The organism is Streptococcus oralis, from assembly GCF_004127215.1.
In the GTDB taxonomy this organism is placed as follows: domain Bacteria; phylum Bacillota; class Bacilli; order Lactobacillales; family Streptococcaceae; genus Streptococcus; species Streptococcus oralis_BD.
In genome coordinates this window covers 21,043-41,506 of record NZ_QEWJ01000011.1, presented here as the reverse complement: position 1 = coordinate 41,506, position 20,464 = coordinate 21,043, and the positions used below count along the sequence as shown (strand labels likewise).

The window sequence follows — 20,464 nt, the reverse complement described above, 5'->3', positions numbered from 1 at the left end:
TTATATCATAAATCGCTTTCAAAGATATAGAAAAGGTTGAAAAAATGAAACATTTAGAAATAGAATTGAAAACACTTCTGAAAAAAGAGGAATATGATCATCTAAAAAAACAGTTTTCCCATATCCAACCCGTCCTTCAGAAAAACTACTACATTGACACACCAGATTTCCAACTGCGTGAAAAGAAGGTTGCCATGCGCATTCGCACCTTTTCAGATTGGGCGGAGTTGACCTTGAAAGTGCCACAAACTGTAGGAAATATGGAATACAATCAGAAACTGAATCTTCCAGAGGCTGAATCTTACTTAGAAAAACAAACACTTCCTCAAGGACTCGTTCTAGAGGAGCTTGCTAAGATTGGCATTCTAAGCCCAGACTGGTTTGTTCTGGGTTGTCTTGCAACTATTCGTTACGAAATGGAAACGTCGATTGGTCTAATGGCACTAGATGAAAGTCACTACTTTGATCATACAGACTACGAACTGGAGCTAGAAGTCACTGATCACGAGGAAGGAAAACGAGATTTTCAGCAATTTTTAGATGAAAATCAGATAACTTATCAGAAAGCTCCTTCAAAATTAATTCGTTTTATTAAAAGCATGAAAAAATGCTGAAATAATCTCCATTTTTTGGTAAAATAATGAAGACAAAATATTTAGAGTTTACAGAGGACGGTCCACAATGTCAGATAGAAACAACATGAAACTTTTTGCACTTAATTCCAATCATGAAATTGCACAAAAAATCGCAGAAACGGTTGGGATACCTCTCGGAAAATTATCTTCTCGCCAATTTTCTGATGGTGAAATCCAGGTCAACATTGAAGAGAGTGTCCGTGGTTACGATGTCTACATCATCCAATCAACCAGCTACCCCGTTAGCAACCACTTGATGGAGTTGTTAATCATGGTTGATGCTTGTGTACGTGCAAGTGCTCATAGTATCAATGTTGTCCTTCCTTACTTTGGTTATGCTCGTCAGGATCGTATCGCTTCTTCTCGCGAACCCCTCACTGCAAAACTGGTTGCCAATATGCTTGTCAAGGCTGGTGTAAGTCGTGTTCTGACTCTTGATTTGCACGCTGTTCAGGTTCAAGGTTTCTTTGACATTCCAGTAGATAACCTCTATACAATTCCTCTCTTTGCTAAACACTACAGCGATAAAGGGTTGCTGGGATCAGATGTCGTTGTTGTTAGTCCAAAAAACTCTGGCGTCAAACGTGCCCGCAGCTTAGCTGAATATTTAGATGCACCAATCGCAATCATCGACTATGCTCAAGACGATTCAGAGCGTAGCCAAGGCTATATCATCGGTGATGTTGAAGGCAAAAAAGCCATCTTGATTGATGATATCCTAAATACTGGACGTACTTTTTCAGAAGCAGCAAAAATCGTCGAACGTGAAGGGGCAACTGAAATCTATGCGGTCTCTAGTCACGGACTCTTTGTAGAAGGTGCCGCCGAGCTTCTTGATGCCGCAAACATTAAAGAAATCCTAGTGACTGACTCGGTAGCAACCAAAGAAAGAACTCCAGAAAATGTATGTTATATCACCGCTAGCGAATTGATTGGTGATGCCATCGTCCGTATCCACGAAAGAAAACCAGTTAGCCCACTCTTTGCATATAATAAAAAGGAATAAGGTGATTCTTTGATCTATTTGGACAATGCTGCTACTACTCCAATGTCAGCAGTAGCTCTCGCAGAAATGACCAAGGTCATGCAAGAAACCCATGGGAATCCTTCAAGTATTCACAGTCATGGTCGCCATGCTGGTAAACTACTCCGTGAAGCCCGTCAGGAGTTAGCTCACTTACTAGGAACCAAGCCACAACGAATCTTTTTCACATCTGGAGGGACAGAAAGTAACAATACAGCTATTATCGGCTATTGTCTCCGCCATCAAGAAAGAGGAAAACACATCATCACGACAGCTATTGAACACCATTCTGTCCTTGAAACCATTGATTATCTGGTTCAACATTTTGGCTTTGAAGCTACCATCATCCAACCAGTGAATCAAGAGATTACGGCGGGGCAGATTCAAGAAGCTTTACGTGACGATACCATTCTCGTTTCCACTATGTATGCTAATAATGAGACGGGTAGTCTCTTACCTATCGCTGAGATTGGACGTGTTTTAAAAGAACATTCTGCTGCTTATCATGTAGACGCTGTTCAGGCTATCGGAAAAGTTCCTATCCATCCTGAGGAATTAGGAATCGATTTTCTCAGTGCTTCTGCTCACAAGTTCCATGGACCAAAAGGAATTGGTTTTCTTTACGCTTCGTCTATGGACTTTGATCCTTACCTTCACGGTGGAGACCAAGAACAAAAGAAACGAGCTGGGACAGAAAACCTTGCTGCCATTGTAGGCATGGTTGCTGCTCTCAAAGAAGACTTGGATCATCAAGCCGAGCATTACCAAAAACTAGAGGGATTAAAAACTGCTTTTCTAGAAGAGATTGAAGGTTTGAACTATTATCTTAATGAAGGTCAAAATCAACTGCCTTATGTTTTCAATATCGGTTTCCCTGGTCAAAAAAATGATTTGCTCTTGCTTCGGTTAGACCTTGAAGGAATTTCAATCTCAACCGGTTCAGCCTGTACTGCTGGTATTGTACAGACTAGTCATGTACTCGAAGCTTTTTATGGGACTGATTCCCATCGTTTAAAAGAGTCTGTCCGTATCAGTCTTTCTCCTCTTAATACCGAAAAAGAACTGAAACAACTGGCACAAACTTTAAAAAATATTATTGGAGATTAATCTAATGGCATTCGAAAAAACCATTAAACTACAAAACTGTCGCTACGACTATACACTTAGTCCAGCTGTCAAAAAGTTCACACTGAAAGACAATACTTTCTCTGAAACAAAAGTCGGAAACTACGAACTAACTCGTCTACTTGAAAAAATCCCAAACAGTGGAGAAGGTTTCCTACTAAAAATTATCATCAATAAAGAGCTTACAGGTGTTAAGATTAACATCACTGACAAATCTGGTCTTCGTTTGGTGAATATTTTTAAATCTGAAGAACACCATATCCACCAAGAGAAATTCTACTTCCTCATGGATAGCCTTGTAGAACGCGGAATCTTCACAAAAGAAGAAAGATAGTTTGCTATGTATCGTCTCACATATAAAGATAGCTATCAAGTAGAACGCACACTTAAATTTGCCGATTACGAAGAGCTTATGCTAGCCCTATCAGGCTGTGTCACCCTGCCCGACACTCTCCTAATTAGCTCCTTAACACTGAATGATAAAGTGATTTATCAAGGATTAGTTGGCGATCTCTACCGTTTTTTATCACAAACTAATTTTTCAGATTAAAACTAAGAATTCTCTTAGTTTTTTCTTGTTTTCGTTGATTTTTGTTGATTTTTTCACAATATTTCTATAAAATAGAAGGATAGAAAGGTTGTGATTTTGTGAAAATTAAACAGTCTGCTATTCCAAAAGCAACAGCAAAAAGACTCTCTCTCTACTATCGAATTTTCAAGAGATTTCATGCCGAGAAAATCGAACGTGCCAACTCTAAGCAAATTGCAGAGGCTATCGGTATCGATTCTGCGACAGTGCGTCGTGATTTTTCTTACTTTGGTGAACTAGGAAGACGCGGATTTGGTTATGATGTCAAAAAACTAATGACCTTTTTTGCTGACCTCCTAAATGATAACTCCATCACCAATGTTATGTTGGTTGGGATTGGTAATATGGGGCATGCCCTTCTCCACTACCGTTTCCATGAGCGCAACAAGATGAAGATTATCATGGCCTTTGACCTAGATGACCATCCTGAAGTCGGTACTCAGACTGCTGACGGGATTCCCATCTATGGTATATCTCAAATCAAGGAAAAGATCAAGGACGCAGATGTTAAAACTGCTATCCTAACTGTTCCAAGTGTTAAATCACAAGAAGTAGCCAACCTCTTGGTTGATGCTGGTGTAAAAGGCATTCTCAGTTTTTCTCCTGTTCACCTGCACCTTCCAAAAGATGTAGTTGTTCAGTACGTCGATTTGACAAGTGAACTCCAAACTCTCCTCTATTTTATGCGGAAAGAGGATTAGAAAGCGAAAGCATTTATGAATAAACCAGTTATTGGGATTACAGGAAATGAAAAAACTCATCCAGATGATGACATCATGATGAGCTATGCAGCAAAAGGCTTTGTTGAAGGAGTCAAGAACGCTGGTGGAATTCCCATCATCCTACCGATTGGTGATCAAGAAATGGCTAGCCACTATATAGGAATGATTGATAAACTCATCCTAACAGGTGGGCAAAATGTTGATCCAAAATTTTACGGTGAGCCTAAAACCATTGACAGCGACGACTACCATCTTCAAAGAGACCAGTTTGAATTAGCTCTCATCAGAGAAGCGATTAAGCAGAAAAAACCGATTTTTTCTGTTTGTCGTGGTACTCAGCTTTTTAACGTTGCAATGGGTGGAACTCTATACCAAGATATCGAAGACCATTGGCAGGATTGTTCTGCCGAATACACAACCCAACGTTTGGTGACAGAACCTGATACTGTTCTCAGAGAAATCTACGGAGAAATCTCTCATATCAACTCCTTCCACCATCAGAGCATTAAGGATTTGGCCCCAAATTTAAAGGTTGTGGCCTTTGATCCCAAGGATGAGATAATCGAGGCTGTTACAACTACAGATGGCTTCCCTTATCTTGGTGTTCAATGGCATCCAGAATTTCTATTTGAAAATCGCCCCAAGGATAAAACATTGTTTGACTATGTCGTAAACGAACTTTAAATCAGATCCGTCTTTTCACGGTAACTAAAGTAATCGGAATGCGAGACAATCAGATGATCCAGAAATACCAGTCCCATCAGTTCACAGGCTTCCTTTACTAACTTGGTTACATGATCATCATTTTGGCTAGGTGATACAGCGCCTGATGGATGATTATGAACGAGAATCACAGAAGTGGCCATATGCTTGATGGCATAGTGAAGGATTTCCCGTGGTTCAGCAATGCTTCGTGTCGCAGTTCCAATAAAAATGGTCTGTTGATGAATGATTTGATTTTGAGTATTAAGATAGAGTGCCACTAGGTGCTCTTGTTTTTTATCACCAAGTTCCTGTTGCATTTTTTTAGCTAGCTTTTGACTACTGAGAATACTTTCCATCTCAAGGGTTTCATGCTTGTGAATGCGATGCCCCAGTTCAATCACTGCTTGTAGTTCAATGGCTTTAATGAGTCCAATACCAGACAGACTCTGCAATTCCTGCAGGGTCATTTTTTTCAAATCAGTTAGACTTGTGAGACTGTTCAAGACTTTCTGGGAAATTTCAAAAACATTTGCCTGACGCGTTCCCGTTCTGAGTAATATAGCTAGTAACTCTTGATTGCTCAGGGCTTCTACTCCTTCTTTAACTAGTCTTTCTCTAGGCAAAAGTGAATCTTCTTGGAATGAAATACTATACATAAAAATCCTCCTCACTTTATTATTCGTGAGAAGGATGGATAATTAGATTTTTTTCTCAATTGGGGCTACGCTAGCTAAGAGTTTTTTCAACCCCACTTCTGGGAAATTGATTTTTAGTTCCTGAGTAGCACCGCTACCTGACACTTCCAGAACAGTGCCTTCTCCCCATTTCTTGTGAAGGGCAATATCACCAATGGACCAATTTGTCTCGCTAGACGCTGATTTTGCGCCTGCTGCAAATTGACCAAATGGGAGACCACTTGACTGGATAGAGCTTGGTGCAGCCTTGCGTTTACGGTCCTGAAGCGCCTGAGCCAAACTCATTCCTTGACCGAAGGCAATTCCACCATTGCTATAAGAAGCCTTGAAACTGGTATTAGCTGGACGAGCCAAGCCTTGATATTCAAGCAAGTCAGAGCTAATTTCATTGATGAAACGTGTTGGGCGGTTGTAGCTAGTACGACCGAAAAGCAAGCGAGAGTTGGCATTGGTCAGATAGAGGATCTTTTCAGCGCGCGTGATACCTACATAGGCCAAACGACGTTCTTCTTCCAGCTCATCAGGATCCTCAGCTGCTCGACTAAGTGGAAAGACATTTTCCTCCATCCCGATGATAAAGACAACTGGAAATTCCAGACCTTTAGCTGCATGCAAGGTCATCAAGGTCACTTCCGATGTTTCCTGACTGCCAGAATCTGTATCGGCAATTAAGGCTAGGTCATTCAAGAAACGACTGAGTTTATCTAAACCTGTTTCCTCTTCTTGACTATCAGGATTGTCATCAAAATTCTTAGTAACAGATAGGAACTCTTCGATATTCTCAACCCGAGCCTTGCTTTCCAAGGTTGCTTGGGCATTAAGAATATGGACATAACCTGTTTTTTCCAGAACCGCTTCAACCAACTCTGTAATGGTTAATTGATCCAGTTGCTCTCGTAAATCCAGTATCATATTGGCAAAGTTCCAGATAGATTGAGCTGCTTTTCCTTTGATGCCAGACAGCATGATATTGGCTGAAGCGTCTAGCATGGACATGTCCTGCAGGTTAGCAAAGTCGCGAATTTTCTCAACAGTGCCTGGCCCAATTCCACGTTTAGGCTCATTGATAATACGCTCAAAACTGATATTGTCACTCAGATTAGCAATGAGGTTGAGGTAGGCAATAATATCACGGATTTCCTTACGGCTGTAGAACTTGGTCCCTCCAACCATGGTATAAGGAATATTGGACTTGAGGAGGGCCTCCTCAATGGTACGTGATTGAGCGTTGGTACGGTAGAGAACTGCAAAGTCTTTGTGAAGGAAGTTTTGACTGCGACCAAGTTCATCAATGGTTTTGGCTACAAAAACAGCCTCATCTTGTTCATCATTAGCTCTGTAGTAGACGATTTGTTCCCCATCAGCATTCTGGGTCCAGAGATTCTTAGGACGACGATTTTTATTATTTTTAATAACATCATTGGCCGCTTGGAGAATGGTTTTGGTTGAACGGTAATTTTCTTCCAACAAAACAACCTTGGCTTGGGGATAGTCTTTCTCAAAATCCAAGATATTCTGCATATCCGCACCACGCCAACCGTAGATAGACTGGTCCGCATCCCCAACCACACAAATATTTTTAAAACGGGAAGCTAAGAGTTTGACCAGTTGGTACTGGGCATGGTTGGTATCTTGGTACTCATCAACGTGGATGTATTGGAACTTTTGCTGGTAGTAGGTCAGAACATCAGGATTTTGATCGAAAAGACGCAGGGTCAACATGATTAAGTCGTCAAAGTCAACGGACTCAGACTGACGAAGCTCTTTTTGATAGGCTGTATAACACTGAGCCACGATTTGCGTGTACATATCGCCGGCTTGAGCAACATAAGCCACATCATCAATCAAGTCATTCTTAGCATTGGAAATGGAACCCAAGATTGTTCGTTCATTCCATTTTTTCGGATCCAAGTTTAACTGCTTTAGGATTCGTTTCATAAGGGTACGTTGTTCACCAGGATCTACAATGGTGAAATTACGATTGTAGCCGATATGATCCGCATCACGACGCAGAATACGAACACACATGGAGTGGAAGGTCGCAATCAGACAGTCCTGAGTAGCTGGATTAAGACCATAAGCACGCTCTTTCATCTCACGTGCCGCCTTATTTGTAAAGGTAATGGCCAAGATATTCCAAGGATTGACCATCTTTTCATCAATCAAATAAGCGATACGGTGGGTTAAAACTCGGGTCTTTCCAGAACCAGCCCCCGCCATAATCAATAAGGGGCCTTCTGTCGTTTGCACCGCCTCAGCCTGACGGTCATTCATTCCATTCAATAATGCATTCATTTTCTCTTCCTTACTCTTGAAGTCAATGTTTCTATTATATCAGAAATCAGGGAAAATAGAAACTTTACGGAGAACACTTTGACAAGCAAATTTTTCACCATAGCTTACAAAACATGTCTTTCTCAAATAAAGTTGAGGTTATCTTCTAACATGAAAAAGAGCTTGGATAGCATTTCCAAACTCTTTTAATATCATCTAAATTTTAGAACAATCCTAGAACAGTTCCGTCGCTTTCAACGTCCATATTGAGAGCCGCTGGTCGTTTTGGAAGTCCTGGCATGGTCATGACATCACCAGTTAAGGCAACGATGAAGCCCGCCCCCAATTTTGGTACCAATTCACGAATGGTAATTTCAAAGTTTTCTGGGGCTCCAAGTGCATTTGGATTGTCTGAGAAACTATATTGAGTTTTAGCCATACAGATTGGCAATTTGTCCCAACCATTCTGAACGATTTGGACGATTTGCGTTTGGGCTTTCTTTTCAAAGTTCACTTTGCTACCACGGTAGATCTCTGTAACAATCTTTTCAATCTTTTCTTGGACAGAAAGGTCGTTGTCATAAAGACGTGTGTAGTTAGCTGGATTTTCTGCGATAGTCTTAACAACCGTTTCAGCAAGAGCTACTCCACCTTCCGCGCCATCAGCCCAGACACTTGCTAGTTCAACTGGCACATCAATTGAAGCACAGAGTTCTTTCAAGGCTGCGATTTCAGCTTCTGTATCAGAGACAAATTCGTTAATCGCGACAACTGCAGGAATACCAAACTTACGGATGTTTTCAACATGGCGTTTCAAGTTGGCAAAACCTGCACGAACTGCTTCTACATTTTCCTCTGTCAAAGCATCTTTTGCAACGCCACCATTCATCTTAAGGGCACGAAGGGTTGCGACAATAACTACTGCATCTGGAGAAGTTGGTAAGTTTGGTGTCTTGATATCAAGGAATTTCTCGGCACCGAGGTCTGCACCAAAACCAGCTTCAGTAACAGTATAATCGGCCAAGCGAAGGGCTGTGCTTGTCGCCAAAACAGAGTTACATCCATGAGCAATATTGGCAAATGGACCACCATGTACAAAGGCAGGTGTTCCGTAAATTGTCTGAACCAGGTTCGGCTTAATAGCATCCTTCAAGATCAATGCTAAAGCACCTTCAACCTGCAAATCACCTACTGAAACAGGGGTACGGTCATAGCGATAACCGATAACGATATTCGCCAAACGACGTTTCAAATCTTCAATATCCGTCGCCAAGCAAAGAATGGCCATAATTTCAGAAGCAACGGTAATATCGAAACCATCCTCACGTGGAATACCATTTAGAGGGCCACCAAGTCCAACGGTCACATGACGAAGAGCTCGGTCGTTCAAGTCCACAACACGTTTCCAGAGGATACGACGTTGGTCAATTCCCAGCTCATTTCCTTGGTGTAAGTGGTTGTCAATCAAAGCAGAAAGAGCATTGTTGGCAGTTGTAATGGCATGCATATCTCCAGTAAAGTGGAGGTTGATATCTTCCATTGGTAGAACTTGAGCATAACCACCACCGGCTGCACCACCTTTGATTCCCATTACTGGACCAAGAGATGGTTCGCGGATAGCAATCATGGTTTTCTTACCAATCTTATTCAAGGCATCAGCAAGACCAATGGTAATGGTTGACTTCCCTTCACCTGCAGGTGTTGGGTTGATGGCAGTCACCAAGATCAATTTGCCAATTGGATTGTTCTCAACTGCACGAATTTTATCAAAACTGAGCTTAGCCTTGTACTTTCCGTACAACTCCAAATCATCGTAAGAAATACCAAGTTTCTCTACAACATCCACGATTGGCTTCAACTCAATACTCTGTGCGATTTCAATATCTGTTTTCATAGCAAACTCCTCTAACCTCTAATGTGATAATTCATTATAACACAAAATAAGATTTTTAACACCCATTAAGCTTGCTAATGTTCGTAAATATTGCAATTTTTTGAGGTTTTTAGAGCCTTTTCTTAAATTTTATATGGCTTTATAGTTTGAAACTATAATAAATCTCCGTTTTCCCAAAAATTTATCGCTTTCATTTTACTTACCGTTTATTTTTGTGTACAATAGTCCTATGAAAATTTTAGTTACGTCTGGCGGTACCAGTGAAGCCATCGATAGTGTCCGCTCTATCACGAACCATTCTACAGGTCGCTTGGGGAAAATCATCACCGAAACCCTGCTTGCTGCTGGTCATGAGGTTTGTCTGATTACTACTCGTAATGCTCTTAAACCAGAACCTCATCCCCATCTAACCATTCTAGAAATCAAAAACACGAATGATCTCCTTTTAGAGATGAAAGAGCGTGTTCAAGATTATCAGGTCTTGATTCATTCTATGGCTGTATCCGACTACAGTCCTGTTTATATGACAGGGTTGGAGGAAGTTCAGGATAGCTCTAATTTAGAAGACTTTTTAAGCAAGCAGAATCATCAAACTAAGATTTCCTCAAATGATGAGGTTCAGGTTTTGTTCCTTAAAAAAACACCCAAGATTATCTCTCTAGTCAAAGAGTGGAATCCTGCTATTCATCTGATTGGTTTCAAACTATTGGTTGATGTTACTGAAGATCATCTTATTGAGGTAGCTAGACAGAGTCTTATCAAAAATCAGGCAGACTTAATCATAGCAAATGACCTTACTCAAATCTCAGCAAACCAGCACCGAGCTATCTTTGTTGAGAAAGATCAGCTTCAAACTGTCCAAACTAAAGAGGAAATTGCGAACCTCCTCCTTGAGAAAATTCATACATACGATTCATAGAAAGGAAAGCCATGGCAAACATTCTGATCGCAGTGACAGGTTCCATCGCCTCCTATAAAGCAGCTGATTTAGTCAGTTCTTTAAAAAAACAAGGCCATGATGTCACTGTCTTAATGACCGAGGCGGCAAGAGAGTTTATCCAGCCTTTGACACTACAGGTACTCTCACAGAATCCAGTCCACCTTGATGTCATGCAGGAACCCTATCCTGATCAAGTCAATCATATCGAAAGAGGGAAAGAAACCGACCTTTTTATCGTTGCCCCTGCAACTGCTAACACTATTGCCAAACTAGCCCATGGATTTGCGGATAACATGGTTACCAGTACGGCTCTTGCCTTGCCAGACCACGTCAAAAAGTTAGTCGCACCAGCTATGAATACAAAGATGTATGACCATCCGGCAACTCAGACTAATCTGAAAACATTAGAAAACTACGGTTATCAGCTGATTGCTCCTAAAGAATCCCTGCTAGCTTGTGGAGACCACGGAAGGGGAGCTTTGGCAGACCTGGATATTATTTTAGAAAGAATAAAGGAAACACTCAATGAAAAAACGCTCTAATATTGCTCCGATTGCTATCTTTTTTGCGACCATGTTAGTCATTCACTTTCTGAGCTCTCTCTTATTTAATCTATTCCCATTCCCAATCAAACCAACTATCGTGCATATTCCTGTCATTATTGCAAGTATTATTTACGGTCCACGAGTTGGTATTACACTTGGTTTCTTGATGGGATTACTTAGCTTGACGGTTAACACGATTACAATCCTTCCAACCAGCTACCTATTCTCACCTTTTGTACCAAACGGAAATATCTATTCAGCGATTATAGCTATTGTACCTCGCATTTTGATTGGTCTGACACCTTACTTGGTTTATAGATTATTAAAGAATAGAACGGGTCTCATCATTGCCGGAGCTCTCGGTTCACTTACAAATACAGTCTTTGTACTTGGGGGAATCTTCTTCCTTTTTGGAAATGTCTTCGATGGCAATATCCAAAAACTCCTGGCAACCGTTATTTCTACAAACTCAATTGCCGAGCTTGTCATTTCTGCCGTTCTAACAGTAGCAATTGTCCCACGTCTCGAAACCTTGAAGAAATAAAAAAACAACTCCACTTTCATCCTGAAGGTGGAGTTAAGCATTTAAAACATGAGAAACATCAATAGAATATGAAAGCCAAAGCGCAGGAGATGATACGAAAGAGGGGTAGGTTGCTGGCTTTTCTGGCTATCCAAATATAGGGTTAGTGATAGAAAAATCAAACCAAATGCAATCACCAATCTGACGAAATAGGAAATTTTTAGTATAGCAGCCATCAAGAAAATACCTAATAAGGGATGGTCCAAAAGTGAAAGAGCCAGGGTACCTGCTAATAGAGAGATTAGTGAAAGGACCAATAAACTATACACTATGAAACGAGTCCAACCTGAAACAACTTTCCCTTCTTTTTTCAGTTTTGACATCATCACGATTACCACAACGAGGTAAACAACAAGTATCATCACATTTTCTCCTAAAACAAAAAATTCTTTACCATATTTTAACCAAATTTTCCTGAAAAATCAATAAAGCTTCTTGACTTGATTGGTGATTTATTGTACTATACTTGTGTATATACAGATAAATGGAGGTTCTTATGGATATACGGAAAAAAACGCAGTTTATGACCATGACTGCCCTACTCACTGCAATCGCGATTTTGATTCCAATCATTATGCCTTTTAAAATCGTCATCCCACCCGCTTCTTACACCTTGGGAAGTCATATTGCCATCTTTATCGCCATGTTTCTTTCGCCTTTGATGGCTGGTTTTGTGATTATTGCATCTAGTCTCGGCTTCCTGATGGCAGGTTATCCGCCTGTTATTGTACTCCGTGCTTTCTCTCACATCGTTTTTGGTATTTTGGGAGCTTTGTACTTAAAGAAATTCCCTGAAACATTGGATAAACCAAAGGCATCTTGGATTTTTAACTTTGTTTTGGGTGTTGTTCATGCTATCGCTGAAGTGGTAGCTTGTATTATCTTCTATGCTACTTCAGGGACAAATGTTGAAAATATGTTTTATGTTCTCTTTGTCCTAGTTGGTTTTGGAACAATCGTCCATAGTATGGTAGACTATACATTAGCACTAGCTGTCTATAAAGTGCTTCGAAAACGTCGCTAAAAGGAAAAACTATGACAAAGGATCGCAAACAAGCTCTTCTCAAACTGTTAAAAGAGGCGCCAAAAGCTCTCAATGGTCAGACCTTGGCCGAACACTTTCATGTTACGCGCCAAGTCATTGTACAGGACATCGCTATTCTCCGAGCAGATGGAGCTCCTATCCTATCCACTAATCGCGGTTATATCTACAAAGAAAATGATGCCAGTCCTTACGTTCACAAACTTTTCAAGGTCAAACATGAGATGGAAGAAATTGGGCAGGAACTCCTAGCCATTGTAGATAATGGCGGACGTGTACAGAATACTTTGATTGACCATCCAGTTTATGGAGAAATTGAAACCCTGCTCAAACTCACCTGTCGCCGAGATGTTCAGCATTTTCTAGAGCAAGTCGAGAAGTCTGACTTTAGACCCCTTTCTGAATTGACAGACGGCATCCATTACCACCTTGTCGAAGCAGAAACACAACAAGACCTTCTCTATATCGAGCAGGCCTTGGATCAGCTAGGTTATTTGGTAAAGGACTAGAAGGTTTCCTTTTCCCATCCGTCCTCTTTACGATGACGGTAGAAAAATTCCGACTTGTCAGGTGCTTCCATCATTTCCATCAGAGGCAACATATCATAGGCCAGATCCAAGTTTGGAATCTGGTCTTTTTTCACCCAAGATACTTCTCCTTCCTCTGAGGATTGGAGATTCCCAGTAAACTCTGTCGCCTTATAACAAACAACGATGTAGCGCCCACCTGTATCTAAGGGCCAGTTTTTAATGCCGACTAGTTGTGGATTCTGAATCGTTAGACCTGTTTCTTCATAAATCTCACGAATGACAGACTCGGCAAAGGACTCGCCATTCTCAACATGTCCTCCTGGAAAGGCATAGCCAGACCAGCGATTGTTTTCGGGAGAGCGATATTGCATGACTACACGCTTGGTTTCAATGTCTTCAATCAGACAAATATTGGTTAAAATGGTTAATTGTGCTCGAGACATAATACTTACTTTCTAATATTTAATCTTTTTCTACATACTTAACTTCAGACTTCATAATCAAAGGATTCACTAAGTCGTGATATTCATGAATTTCATGGAGCAAAAATCCTCTGATGATTCTGATTTCATTTTTTTCCTTATTCACATTGTAGTCTAGATTGATCGGCATAGATGAATATGGAACCATAGAAAAATGTCAGAGACCAGATAATGAGAGCAAAGAAGCCGCTGAGAGCTTGAAAAATCAGATGATACCATTGAAAGATTCTCGTTTTATAGAAGATAGCCCATGGCTGAATAAATAAGGTTAGACAGAGACCAAAAAACCAGATATTCCACAAACCTGGTGTAAAGGCTAAACCAAACAATCCTAAGATAAAATGAATCAGGGCGAATACCAGGAACAGAAGGTAAATAACCCTAAATATAGTTAAATGTTTTATCATGATTGACTCCTTTTCTTTTTAACATATTTGGAAATTAAAATAATCAATGCAGCCACTAGGAAGAAGATCACATAAGTTAGAATAGGAAACCAGATGTAGCGGTGATCTAGAGTTAGCAGGGGAGGAATACTCTTTCTGTTTCGACTCGATAATCCAAAAAACAAGTGAAACAACAGAACTACTCCATTTAGATACAAGAATAGTTCTGCAAAATCTTGTACTGTATGCATTCCATCAAAAGTATCTCTAAAAGCACCTTGATAAAGCATGTTCACTAAGAATATAAGATTCAGAAAGAGCGGGAAAAGATAATTGAAGTTTTGATAGGGTTTTGGAACAAGACTTGTTCCAAACAACAAATAGAATACCCCAAAAGCTGAAAGAAAAAATATACTACTATCTAATAGAAAAGCTATTTTTGAATGCTGTAGCAACCACAATTTTGCTTTATCTATCCAGCTCATTTTTTGATTTGGCTTATGGTATTTTTTTGAATTTTTCTGTGCCATGACTTTCTTTTTCATTTATTTCTTATTCTTTCTTTTTTCGACTGTTCAAAGAGATTAAAACTCTGTTCTCTCTTTAAGAGATACAAGCTTAAAAGCTTAATCTTATCAACTAAAACTAACCAGTTCTGTTCTTTTCGTAACTTATCAGTTTATGATTCTTAATCTTTAAAGAAACACCACTACCTGAACGATATCCTTTGGCACCATAGTAATAAGAAACCTCATAAAAGGCATCTGGCAACTCAGCATTATCTATCCCATTCGAGATAAACTCTGTCAGTCCACCCTCACTATCAAAATAATCTTTTTCACCCTCTTCTAAAACAGTGTCTTTGTATTTTACACTTCCTTTTATAATTTCTTTTTCTAGAAATTCATCAATAGGAATATCATATAAACCTTGAAAAGGTTTCCCATCTTTACGATTCTTTTCTAAAAGAGCGTAATATTCTTCTATATTTTTGGCACGATCATCGACACTCCAGTAGGTATTTACATACTCTAGATTTGGATTCTCAAATTTCTTGAAAAACTTCTCCACTTTTTCTTTATTGGAAACACTGTCTGGATGTTGATCAAGTAATTCATCAGCTATCCCCGAGAATTCTCGTAACATAGTTTTAGTAGTGCCATCGTAGGCTAGTTCTTCATATGTTTTGCGAGAACCATTTGAAGATTTAGGATTATATATCAAACTATCACTAACAGTGACTTTCCTCCCATTAACTTCTTCACTATAATCGTATTCAATTTCATACTCTACAGAAGGCCATCTATATCTAGAAAACTTCGTCACCTTTACTTCACCTTTAAAGCCATATAAATTCAGTGTTCTGCTTGCTGCCGCCTCAATATCTTTTTGATTTGGTCCAGAAAAAGTATTATGAAACGAAACTAATAAAATGACTACAAAACTTAGAAAACAAGCTGAGAGGATAATTGCGATAAAACTGAAATTCAACACTAACGCTTTTTTCATTACTACATTCTCCTAGTTAAACATATTTAAAATTCATTTTTTTCTAATCCAACGCCTTGGCTTCCAGTATCATATCACGAATTTGGGCTGCCAGTTCAAAGTCAAGCACTTCGACGGCTTCTTGCATTTGTTAAAAATCAATATACCATTTCATAAACAATTAATTTTTGTCAGCCGGAAATATTTTTAGCAAAAACTCCCTTAGTTTATCATCCTCTATATAAACCATTTGACCGTACACAGCTCTCGTCAATAAAATATAATAAGCATTTTTTACAAATTCATCAATTTGATCAACACCTTTTTTAGTTGCTGAGTCAAAAAAATTACCTTTATCAACTTTTATACATTTTTCTTTGTCATCTAAATAGATATCTTTACCAATATAGACTGATGTGAAATCTACATCAAAACCATGGATATCATAAACATTTCCCACTTCTTTTGTTTTGTTTGCATATTCTCTATACTTTTTCCCATTCTTACTCCATTTCAACACTTCCCCAGTAGATTCAACTTTTAAAAATACTTTATCCTTTTTTAAGGGTTTACAATAGCCAGCTAACCGTAATGATTTTTTTTCGGAAAATCTTGACTGCTTATCTGTTATATATTGCGCCCAATCCTCTGTATTTCTTGCTATTTTAAAATACCCTTTTTCTCCTAAATCTTTATATTTAGAAACAAAGCGGTCATCCAAACCTTCTCGAGATTCTATTCCCAACAGATTTTTTATAAATGTTATAAACTTATTTGCAAATTTACTATCATTATTTTTTAAAATTCTGAGCTGAGTTTCTAATTCAGGAGTATTATTAACAACACTCTGTACATCTTTAAAAGTTTCTTCAACATATTTATTATCACCTTTTCTTAAACATTGAGTATTATTATAAGAAATTATTAATTGTGAATCCTCGAATTTCTTTTTGATATAATCTAAAACAGATGGACACGGTAGTTTTTTAAACTCTTCCTTCGTTAATCTTTTATTATTAGGAATTCCATTAATTTTTTTCAAAAGATCTGTATCAGACTTTGCACCTGTAGGATAGATTAAATCCTTAGTTATTCTAGTTGTTCTCTGAGCTTCATCAATAATTATATAATCATACTTCTTTTTGGGTTCTGTTAATTGATTAAAGGTAACTATATCAATATCGTTCTCGTCCGGTTTCAATCCGTAACTAGTTAAAATTTTTTTAAATCTATCTCTGTGTATATTCCTTACAAATATAGCAATTTGAGAATTAGGTCTTTTTAATTTTAAATGAGCTATAAGATGTAATAATAGTACAGTTTTTCCTGTTCCAGCTCCACCTTTAATAAGATGGATGTGCTTATCACTTGATTCTAAAATCTCATTTAAAATAGAATTTTGATTTTCTGTAAGTTCAAAGAAGGGACTTTCCGCAAACAAACTTGAAGTAACCCTCTCTAAATTAAGTTTATCATCAATAAATTTACTCTTCTTTAAAAAATTAAGAATATTGTTGATTACATTTTCTTCAACTTCTTCTCTTGAAGATTGATTTTTTCCTGACTCATTACCTCTATCTTTGTTTGCAAGTAATTTACCAACGTAATCACCGTCTTTATTCATGTTTACAAAATTTAAAAAATTAAATTCTTCAATAAAAGTTAGAATTAAAACTTTTTCAATATAGTTTAAGTTTTGAGATATATTCTCCCCATAAAAAGCTATATAGTCGCCATCTTTAAAAGATTTAAATCGTTCATAATCTTCTTTATTTAGCTTTTTACTATGCTCTATCGTTCTCCTACCAGCATTAATAGTCTGACCTATATAATAATACTTTCTTCCATCACTTTGAATAGGAGATATATAAATATAAATCAAAGGAAAGTCAGATAGTGCTCTAAAATCTTCATCAGAAATCTCAGGAATAATTTTAACATCGAGTTTGGCCCTAACATAATTAAATTTAGGATTATTTTTTGGATATTTACCCCAGCGTGGAAATTTATTATTTTCTGTATTTGTCATTCGTTCTCTCCTATCTAATCCAACGCCTTTACTTCCAGCATCATATCCCGAATCTGAGCCGCCAATTCAAAGTCAAGTACTTCGACGGCTTCTTGCATTTGTTTTTCGAGTTTTTTGACGAGTTCTTTGCGTTCTTGTTTGTTTAGGCTGTTGATATCGACTTCCTTGTCCTCTTCCTTGGCAACTACCTTGGTTGCGGCGATTAGGTCACGGATTTCCTTCTTAATAGTTTGTGGTACAATACCATGTTCTTCATTATAGGCCATCTGGATTTTCCGACGGCGGGCCGTTTCATCGATAGCTCGTTGCATAGACTGGGTCATCGTATCCGCATACATGATGACATGCCCTTCGCTGTTACGAGCAGCTCGTCCTATGGTCTGAATGAGTCCACGCTCGTTACGAAGGAATCCTTCCTTATCAGCATCGAGAATGGCAACCAGGCTTACTTCAGGAACGTCAATTCCTTCACGGAGGAGATTGATTCCGACCAAGACATCAAAGACACCCAAGCGCAGGTCACGGATAATCTCCGTCCGTTCCAAGGTCTTGATATCTGAGTGCATATACTTAACCTTGATACCCATTTCCTTGAAGTAGTCGGTTAAGTCCTCTGCCATTTTCTTGGTCAAAGTAGTAATAAAGGTTCGTTCGTTCTTTTCAACACGGGCATTGATTTCACCCAAAAGATCATCAATCTGTCCCATAGTCGGGCGCACTTCCACCTCAGGGTCTAAAAGCCCAGTCGGGCGAATGATTTGCTCAATCACTGTCTCGGTCTGTTCATTTTCATAATCACCTGGTGTTGCTGAAACGTAAACAATCTGATGGACATGACTTTCAAACTCCTCCCGGCGTAGAGGACGATTGTCCAAAGCAGACGGCAAGCGGAAACCATAATTTACTAGCATTTCCTTACGAGAACGGTCTCCATTATACATACCCTTGATCTGCCCCATAGTCATGTGGCTCTCGTCAATCATGATTAAGAAATCATCTGGGAAGAAGTCAAGCAATGTATAAGGAGGCTCCCCTTCGCTCCGTCCATCCATGTGGCGTGAGTAGTTCTCAACTCCGTTGGTATAGCCCATCTCGCGTAGCATTTCGATATCATACTCTGTCCGCTGTTTTAAACGCTGGGCTTCAAGCAGTTTTCCTTCCTTCTCAAAGACAGCTAACTGCTCCTCCAACTCGGCCTGAATCTTGGCAATGGCAACTTCCATATGGTCGTCATTGGTCACAAAGTGAGTAGCAGGGAAAATCGCCAGATGATCCACTTCTCCCAATACCTGACCCGTCAGAGCCTCAACTTCTCGGATACGGTCAATTTCATCTCCGAAGAACTCTACTCGAAAAGCGTGTTCATCACGTGAAGCTGGGAAAATTTCCACCACATCCCCACGCACACGAAATCTTCCGCGTTGAAAATCAATATCATTACGTTCAAACTGGATATCAACCAAGTCATTCAAAAGTTTATCACGAGAAATCTCAAGACCTGGACGCAGACTAACGACACTATCAGCGTATTCCTTGGGCGACCCCAAACCATAGATACAAGAGACAGAAGCCACAACGATGACATCATTACGCTCCAGAAGGGCTGAAGTTGCTGAGTGGCGAAGCTTGTCAATCTCATCATTAACAGAGCTATCCTTTTCAATATAAGTATCACTAGAAGGTACATAGGCCTCTGGTTGGTAATAGTCATAGTAGGACACAAAGTACTCAACAGCATTTTCAGGGAAAAATTCCTTAAACTCCCCATAGAGCTGACCAGCTAGGGTTTTGTTGTGAGCAATAACCAGAGTTGGTTTATTGACTTTGGAAATGACCTGACTCATGGTATAGGTCTTCCCAGTACCAGTCGCCCCCATGAGAATTTGAGCCTTCTCTCCACCCTCTATATTATCAACCAACTGCTCGATCGCTTGGGGTTGGTCTCCCGATGGTTGGTATTTGGAGACGAGTTTAAATTTGTTATTTACTTTTCTATCTATCATGACCGTTCCTTTCGTTTATATAGTCATTCATTTCTTGGTCTGAGAAAACCTCTCCTCTATCCACGCGAATTCGTATGATTTGGTTCTTTGCAACATATTTTCTTTTCTTTGGCAACTGAAAACCAAGTTTTTTATCGAATTTGATGGCAGTCTTACTATCTTTGAATAGTATCATCAGAACCCGGTATCTTTTTTTATCATCCAATTCGGATTGGTAGTCAAAAAAGTATTCAATCCGCTTCAAAAAATAAAGAAAGGATGATGAACGCTTGATATCGGCTATGGGACTTGACCAATCTTTCATGACAAGGTCGATATCAGATAAGGGAATTTCAAAGGTTTTTCGGCCAAAAAGGTTCCCATAATAGGTGAAGGTCTGCTCATCTACTTCTATCAATTTCTTTGTTTTTCTAAAATTCATGATTCCATCTACCGCTGAAATACCAGTATATAGTGGAAGCAGAAGAAGGAAAAGGAAAAAGATTTTGCCAAAATAATTCTCATACCAAAAATCATTTAAAAGGTAAGGAATAATCAAGCACAATGAACTGAGAGAATAAAACAGCCCCCATGCAATTTGAACCTTAAGCAGGCCTCTGTCAAACTTAACAATCATCTTTTTCTCCTTTCTAAGTACTCCTTCTATTTTACCATAAATTTCATTAGATTCTTTATCTCTTGATTTAGCAATCTCGCACCGTTATGTCATATCTTCTTACATAAAAATCATTAAAATTTGCCTTCTGGCTTTTTTTCTGTTATAATTAAAAAAT

22 protein-coding genes and 2 pseudogenes are annotated in these 20,464 nt (G+C 39.0%); 12 read left to right on the top strand and 12 right to left on the bottom strand.

Annotated elements, in window-relative coordinates:
• Positions 1-44: 44 nt before the first annotated feature.
• The 7 genes from DF216_RS08505 to DF216_RS08475 all read left to right on the top strand — a co-directional run bounded on the left by DF216_RS08505 (position 45) and on the right by DF216_RS08475 (position 4,779).
• Positions 45-614 (top strand): CYTH domain-containing protein, encoded by a 570-nt coding sequence (locus tag DF216_RS08505; RefSeq protein WP_129326568.1) that lies wholly within the window; start codon positions 45-47, stop codon positions 612-614.
• A 67-nt stretch (positions 615-681) separates the two neighbouring features.
• The gene (locus DF216_RS08500; RefSeq protein WP_061453673.1) at positions 682-1,641 is read left to right on the top strand and encodes a ribose-phosphate diphosphokinase; all 960 of its coding nucleotides are present in this window, start codon (positions 682-684) and stop codon (positions 1,639-1,641) included.
• Positions 1,642-1,650: 9 nt separating this feature from the next.
• Positions 1,651-2,766: a cysteine desulfurase family protein gene (locus DF216_RS08495; RefSeq protein ID WP_129326567.1), complete on the top strand. Its 1,116-nt coding sequence runs from the start codon at positions 1,651-1,653 to the stop codon at positions 2,764-2,766.
• A gap of 4 nt (positions 2,767-2,770) precedes the next feature.
• The gene (locus tag DF216_RS08490; RefSeq protein WP_129326566.1) at positions 2,771-3,118 is read left to right on the top strand and encodes a DUF1831 domain-containing protein; all 348 of its coding nucleotides are present in this window, start codon (positions 2,771-2,773) and stop codon (positions 3,116-3,118) included.
• Between the two features lie 6 nt (positions 3,119-3,124).
• Positions 3,125-3,334, top strand: a complete 210-nt coding sequence (locus DF216_RS08485) for a DUF4649 family protein (RefSeq protein WP_129326565.1) — start codon at positions 3,125-3,127, stop codon at positions 3,332-3,334.
• A gap of 98 nt (positions 3,335-3,432) precedes the next feature.
• Positions 3,433-4,074 (top strand): redox-sensing transcriptional repressor Rex, encoded by a 642-nt coding sequence (locus DF216_RS08480; RefSeq protein ID WP_129326564.1) that lies wholly within the window; start codon positions 3,433-3,435, stop codon positions 4,072-4,074.
• A gap of 15 nt (positions 4,075-4,089) precedes the next feature.
• The gene (locus DF216_RS08475; protein WP_129326563.1) at positions 4,090-4,779 is read left to right on the top strand and encodes a gamma-glutamyl-gamma-aminobutyrate hydrolase family protein; all 690 of its coding nucleotides are present in this window, start codon (positions 4,090-4,092) and stop codon (positions 4,777-4,779) included.
• On the opposite strand, the gene radC is transcribed toward DF216_RS08475, so the two are convergent.
• The 3 genes from radC to DF216_RS08460 all read right to left on the bottom strand — a co-directional run bounded on the left by radC (position 4,776) and on the right by DF216_RS08460 (position 9,663).
• Positions 4,776-5,456, bottom strand: coding sequence for a RadC family protein (radC, locus tag DF216_RS08470; protein WP_129326562.1), 681 nt, complete (start codon positions 5,454-5,456; stop codon positions 4,776-4,778). The two genes, DF216_RS08475 and radC, sit on opposite strands and share 4 nt — an antisense overlap.
• 42 nt (positions 5,457-5,498) lie before the next feature.
• Complete coding sequence (pcrA, locus tag DF216_RS08465; RefSeq protein WP_129326561.1) at positions 5,499-7,790, bottom strand: DNA helicase PcrA; 2,292 nt, start codon at positions 7,788-7,790, stop codon at positions 5,499-5,501.
• A 202-nt stretch (positions 7,791-7,992) separates the two neighbouring features.
• On the bottom strand, positions 7,993-9,663 hold the full coding sequence (locus tag DF216_RS08460) for a formate--tetrahydrofolate ligase (protein WP_129326560.1): 1,671 nt from the start codon (positions 9,661-9,663) through the stop codon (positions 7,993-7,995).
• 229 nt (positions 9,664-9,892) lie between these two features.
• On the opposite strand from DF216_RS08460, the gene coaB reads away from it, so the two are divergent.
• The 3 genes from coaB to DF216_RS08445 are packed head-to-tail and all read left to right on the top strand — an operon-like array spanning position 9,893 to position 11,692.
• Positions 9,893-10,582, top strand: a complete 690-nt coding sequence (gene coaB, locus DF216_RS08455; RefSeq protein ID WP_129326559.1) for a phosphopantothenate--cysteine ligase — start codon at positions 9,893-9,895, stop codon at positions 10,580-10,582.
• A gap of 11 nt (positions 10,583-10,593) precedes the next feature.
• Entirely contained in the window at positions 10,594-11,145 is a 552-nt protein-coding gene (gene coaC, locus DF216_RS08450) for a phosphopantothenoylcysteine decarboxylase (protein ID WP_129326558.1), read from the top strand.
• Positions 11,129-11,692, top strand: coding sequence for an ECF transporter S component (locus DF216_RS08445; RefSeq protein ID WP_129326557.1), 564 nt, complete (start codon positions 11,129-11,131; stop codon positions 11,690-11,692). Before coaC ends, DF216_RS08445 begins: the two co-directional genes overlap by 17 nt.
• A gap of 41 nt (positions 11,693-11,733) precedes the next feature.
• On the opposite strand, the gene DF216_RS08440 is transcribed toward DF216_RS08445, so the two are convergent.
• Positions 11,734-12,093 (bottom strand): hypothetical protein, encoded by a 360-nt coding sequence (locus DF216_RS08440; protein WP_129326556.1) that lies wholly within the window; start codon positions 12,091-12,093, stop codon positions 11,734-11,736.
• A gap of 134 nt (positions 12,094-12,227) precedes the next feature.
• Here DF216_RS08440 and DF216_RS08435 point away from each other — a divergent pair, with 134 nt between their 5' ends.
• Both DF216_RS08435 and DF216_RS08430 read left to right on the top strand, forming a co-directional pair.
• A complete protein-coding gene (locus DF216_RS08435; RefSeq protein WP_129326555.1) occupies positions 12,228-12,755 on the top strand; it encodes an ECF transporter S component in 528 nt (175 codons plus the stop codon).
• An 11-nt stretch (positions 12,756-12,766) separates the two neighbouring features.
• Positions 12,767-13,282: a transcription repressor NadR gene (locus DF216_RS08430; RefSeq protein ID WP_129326554.1), complete on the top strand. Its 516-nt coding sequence runs from the start codon at positions 12,767-12,769 to the stop codon at positions 13,280-13,282.
• On the opposite strand, the gene DF216_RS08425 is transcribed toward DF216_RS08430, so the two are convergent.
• From DF216_RS08425 to DF216_RS08390, 8 genes and pseudogenes are all read right to left on the bottom strand, one after another.
• Positions 13,279-13,746, bottom strand: a complete 468-nt coding sequence (locus tag DF216_RS08425) for an 8-oxo-dGTP diphosphatase (RefSeq protein ID WP_129326553.1) — start codon at positions 13,744-13,746, stop codon at positions 13,279-13,281. The two genes, DF216_RS08430 and DF216_RS08425, sit on opposite strands and share 4 nt — an antisense overlap.
• Positions 13,747-13,765: 19 nt before the next feature.
• Positions 13,766-14,192, bottom strand: a pseudogene (locus tag DF216_RS08420) (hypothetical protein).
• Complete coding sequence (locus DF216_RS08415; RefSeq protein WP_129326552.1) at positions 14,189-14,716, bottom strand: hypothetical protein; 528 nt, start codon at positions 14,714-14,716, stop codon at positions 14,189-14,191. Before DF216_RS08415 ends, DF216_RS08420 begins: the two are co-directional and overlap by 4 nt.
• A 100-nt stretch (positions 14,717-14,816) precedes the next feature.
• Entirely contained in the window at positions 14,817-15,680 is an 864-nt protein-coding gene (locus tag DF216_RS08410) for a hypothetical protein (protein WP_129326551.1), read from the bottom strand.
• A gap of 43 nt (positions 15,681-15,723) precedes the next feature.
• Positions 15,724-15,810, bottom strand: a pseudogene (locus DF216_RS08405) (UvrB/UvrC motif-containing protein); the annotation flags it as partial.
• Between the two features lie 30 nt (positions 15,811-15,840).
• Complete coding sequence (locus DF216_RS08400; protein WP_129326550.1) at positions 15,841-17,688, bottom strand: DNA/RNA helicase domain-containing protein; 1,848 nt, start codon at positions 17,686-17,688, stop codon at positions 15,841-15,843.
• 14 nt (positions 17,689-17,702) lie between these two features.
• Positions 17,703-19,691: an excinuclease ABC subunit UvrB gene (gene uvrB / locus DF216_RS08395; RefSeq protein WP_129326549.1), complete on the bottom strand. Its 1,989-nt coding sequence runs from the start codon at positions 19,689-19,691 to the stop codon at positions 17,703-17,705.
• A complete protein-coding gene (locus tag DF216_RS08390) occupies positions 19,681-20,112 on the bottom strand; it encodes a hypothetical protein (RefSeq protein ID WP_346427536.1) in 432 nt (143 codons plus the stop codon). The genes uvrB and DF216_RS08390 overlap by 11 nt, the downstream gene beginning before the upstream one ends.
• Positions 20,113-20,464 lie beyond the last annotated feature (352 nt).

Coding starts and splice junctions, on each gene's coding strand:
- DF216_RS08505 (WP_129326568.1), top strand. CDS start 45: ATGAAACATTTAGAAATAGAATTGAAAACACTTCTGAAAAAAGAGGAA.
- DF216_RS08500 (WP_061453673.1), top strand. CDS start 682: ATGTCAGATAGAAACAACATGAAACTTTTTGCACTTAATTCCAATCAT.
- DF216_RS08490 (WP_129326566.1), top strand. CDS start 2,771: ATGGCATTCGAAAAAACCATTAAACTACAAAACTGTCGCTACGACTAT.
- DF216_RS08485 (WP_129326565.1), top strand. CDS start 3,125: ATGTATCGTCTCACATATAAAGATAGCTATCAAGTAGAACGCACACTT.
- DF216_RS08475 (WP_129326563.1), top strand. CDS start 4,090: ATGAATAAACCAGTTATTGGGATTACAGGAAATGAAAAAACTCATCCA.
- radC (WP_129326562.1), bottom strand. CDS start 5,456: ATGTATAGTATTTCATTCCAAGAAGATTCACTTTTGCCTAGAGAAAGA.
- pcrA (WP_129326561.1), bottom strand. CDS start 7,790: ATGAATGCATTATTGAATGGAATGAATGACCGTCAGGCTGAGGCGGTG.
- DF216_RS08460 (WP_129326560.1), bottom strand. CDS start 9,663: ATGAAAACAGATATTGAAATCGCACAGAGTATTGAGTTGAAGCCAATC.
- coaB (WP_129326559.1), top strand. CDS start 9,893: ATGAAAATTTTAGTTACGTCTGGCGGTACCAGTGAAGCCATCGATAGT.
- coaC (WP_129326558.1), top strand. CDS start 10,594: ATGGCAAACATTCTGATCGCAGTGACAGGTTCCATCGCCTCCTATAAA.
- DF216_RS08445 (WP_129326557.1), top strand. CDS start 11,129: ATGAAAAAACGCTCTAATATTGCTCCGATTGCTATCTTTTTTGCGACC.
- DF216_RS08440 (WP_129326556.1), bottom strand. CDS start 12,093: ATGATACTTGTTGTTTACCTCGTTGTGGTAATCGTGATGATGTCAAAA.
- DF216_RS08435 (WP_129326555.1), top strand. CDS start 12,228: ATGGATATACGGAAAAAAACGCAGTTTATGACCATGACTGCCCTACTC.
- DF216_RS08430 (WP_129326554.1), top strand. CDS start 12,767: ATGACAAAGGATCGCAAACAAGCTCTTCTCAAACTGTTAAAAGAGGCG.
- DF216_RS08425 (WP_129326553.1), bottom strand. CDS start 13,746: ATGTCTCGAGCACAATTAACCATTTTAACCAATATTTGTCTGATTGAA.
- DF216_RS08415 (WP_129326552.1), bottom strand. CDS start 14,716: ATGAAAAAGAAAGTCATGGCACAGAAAAATTCAAAAAAATACCATAAG.
- DF216_RS08410 (WP_129326551.1), bottom strand. CDS start 15,680: ATGAAAAAAGCGTTAGTGTTGAATTTCAGTTTTATCGCAATTATCCTC.
- DF216_RS08400 (WP_129326550.1), bottom strand. CDS start 17,688: ATGACAAATACAGAAAATAATAAATTTCCACGCTGGGGTAAATATCCA.
- uvrB (WP_129326549.1), bottom strand. CDS start 19,691: ATGATAGATAGAAAAGTAAATAACAAATTTAAACTCGTCTCCAAATAC.
- DF216_RS08390 (WP_346427536.1), bottom strand. CDS start 20,112: ATGAATTTTAGAAAAACAAAGAAATTGATAGAAGTAGATGAGCAGACC.